Annotated in this window: 1 protein-coding gene and 1 pseudogene; both read left to right on the forward strand. The window is 55.8% G+C overall.

Translation table 11 applies throughout. The features are described 5' to 3' along the window. A pseudogene (locus tag VGE80_RS19025) lies at window positions 1–1,157 on the forward strand (lysine decarboxylase); the annotation flags it as partial. 330 nt (window positions 1,158–1,487) lie between these two features. Beyond that, a partial coding sequence (rimO, locus tag VGE80_RS19030) for a 30S ribosomal protein S12 methylthiotransferase RimO (protein WP_440593761.1) occupies window positions 1,488–2,525 on the forward strand: 1,038 nt, incomplete at its 3' end.

Raw genomic sequence — 2,525 nt, forward strand, 5'->3', positions numbered from 1 at the left:
ACGCGATCGGTAAGGACCGACCTCGTCCAAAATCCTCGATGATGTTTGCCACGCATTCGACGCACAAACTCCTGGCCGGGATCTCGCAGGCGTCACAGATTCTGGTCAGAGAGTCGGAGACGGAAAAACTCGACCGCAGCGTCTTCAACGAAGCGTATCTGATGCATACGTCGACCTCGCCGCAATACGCGATTATCGCCTCCTGCGACGTTGCGGCGGCCATGATGGAACCGCCGGGGGGAACCGCGCTGGTTGAAGAATCGATCGTCGAAGCTCTTAACTTCCGCCGAGCCATGCGAAAAGTGGCGGGAGAATGGGGCAGCAAGGACTGGTGGTTTACGGTCTGGGGACCGGAAAACCTGGCAGAGGAGGGGATCGGTCATCGCGACGACTGGCTGCTGAAGGCTAACGAAGACTGGCATGGCTTCGGTAACATCGCGCCGAACTTCAACATGCTGGACCCCATCAAGGCGACCGTGATCACTCCGGGTCTGAATGTCAGTGGCCAGTTCGCCGAATCCGGAATTCCCGCATCCATCGTCACCCGCTATCTGGTGGAGCACGGTGTCATCGTAGAGAAGACGGGGCTCTACTCGTTCTTCATCATGTTCACCATCGGGATCACCAAGGGACGCTGGAATACATTGGTGAGTGCTCTGCAGCAATTTAAGGACGACTACGATAAGAATCAGCCGATGTGGCGAATCTTGCCTGAGTTCTGTCAGCATTATCCCCGCTATGAGGGGATCGGTCTGAAGGATCTGTGCAAGCAGATTCACCAGACCTACAGAGATCATGACGTCGCACGAGTCACCACCGAGATGTACCTGTCGGACATGCTGCCGGCCATGAAGCCGTCCGATGCCTTCGATATGATGGCGCATCGAGAAATCGATCGCGTTGAGATCGATCATCTGGAAGGTCGGGCGACGGCCGTTCTGCTGACCCCGTACCCACCCGGGATACCGCTGCTCATCCCTGGGGAGCGGTTCAATCGTACGATTGTCGAGTACCTCAAATTCGCGCGAATGTTCAACGAAAAGTTTCCCGGATTCGATACCGACATCCACGGTTTGGTTGGGGAAGACATCGACGGAGTCCGCCGGTACTACGTCGACTGTGTCCGACAAAAGCCTCTTAACGGAAACGGACATTAGAATACTGCATGGGCGGATTGGGTCTCGTGTCGCGACACGAGACCCAATCAACTCCAGCCAGTGGAACGAGTTCGGGTTCCAGGTGTGGTCTGTCGCCTAAGATGTTGGGATCCTCGGCTGGGCCTGCTGATTTCGAACGTACAACTTCGTGGGTAACGCAATCGCGCGGCCCGTACGCTCTCAGAAGTGCAGGGGACCCTCGCGAGTGGACGCTGAATCCGATGTGCGTGATTCCCGTAAAAATAGGTAATTCCCGAATAGCTGTCACTTGCTGGTCTGGTCGGTTAGAATTCCGGTCGAAAATTTGTACTCGTGAAAATGAATAAGCCCATGCATTTGCCGATTATTTCGTCCGTTGATCCCGTTCCCTCGTTTCAGCCCGAGGATGGCCCGCCATCGATCGCGAAGGGGACCTACGCCTTCGTGTCGCTGGGATGTCCCAAAAACCTGGTCGACAGCGAGAAAATGCTGGGAACCCTGGCTCTCGACGGTTACTCGCTCGTCAGCGAACCGGACGGAGCAGACTTCGTCATTGTCAACACCTGCGGATTCATCGACAGTTCCCGTGCCGAATCCAAGGCTGTGATCCGTGAAATGCTCGATCTGAAGCGAGCAGGCAAAACCAAGGGGGTCATCGTGGCAGGCTGTCTGCCGCAACGACTTGGCCCCGCGCTGCTCGACGAGCTACCCGAAATCGATCACATCGTCGGGGTCTTCGGACGTGACGAGATTAATCGTGTCGCCGATCACCTGATCGGCATGGCACGCGAACAGCGGGAACTTTTCCGTCCTGCTCCGCTGAAAGCGATGGATGACAGGGCTCGTCTGCGAATCACGCCGCAGCACTTTGCCTACCTGAAGATTTCCGAAGGGTGTGACCGGACCTGCACATTCTGTTCGATCCCGAAGATGCGCGGAAAGCACATCACAAAGCCGATCGAAATGGTAATCGCAGAAGCCCAGGAACTGGCCAAAGATGGTGTACGCGAACTGAATCTCGTCGCCCAGGACACCACGTACTACGGACTGGATCTTTACGGCAAAGTCCGACTGGCGGATCTGATCAAGGAACTGGATCAGGTCGACGGAGTCGACTGGATCCGCCTGATGTATCTGTATCCGATTCATTTCACTGATGAACTGATCGACGCCATCAACAATTCACCGAAAGTGATCCCTTATCTCGATATGCCCTTGCAGCATATCAATGATCAGGTGTTGCGACGGATGCAGCGTCGAGTCAATCGCAGCCAGACGGAAGAACTGGTGCGCAAGCTGCGTGATCGCGTTGACGGACTGGTCATGCGAACGACCTTCGTTGTCGGTTTCCCGGGTGAGACCGATGCCCAGTTCGAAGAGCTGAAGCAG

The sequence above is a fragment of the Schlesneria sp. genome (genome assembly GCF_036405755.1).
Taxonomy (GTDB): domain Bacteria; phylum Planctomycetota; class Planctomycetia; order Planctomycetales; family Planctomycetaceae; genus Schlesneria; species Schlesneria sphaerica.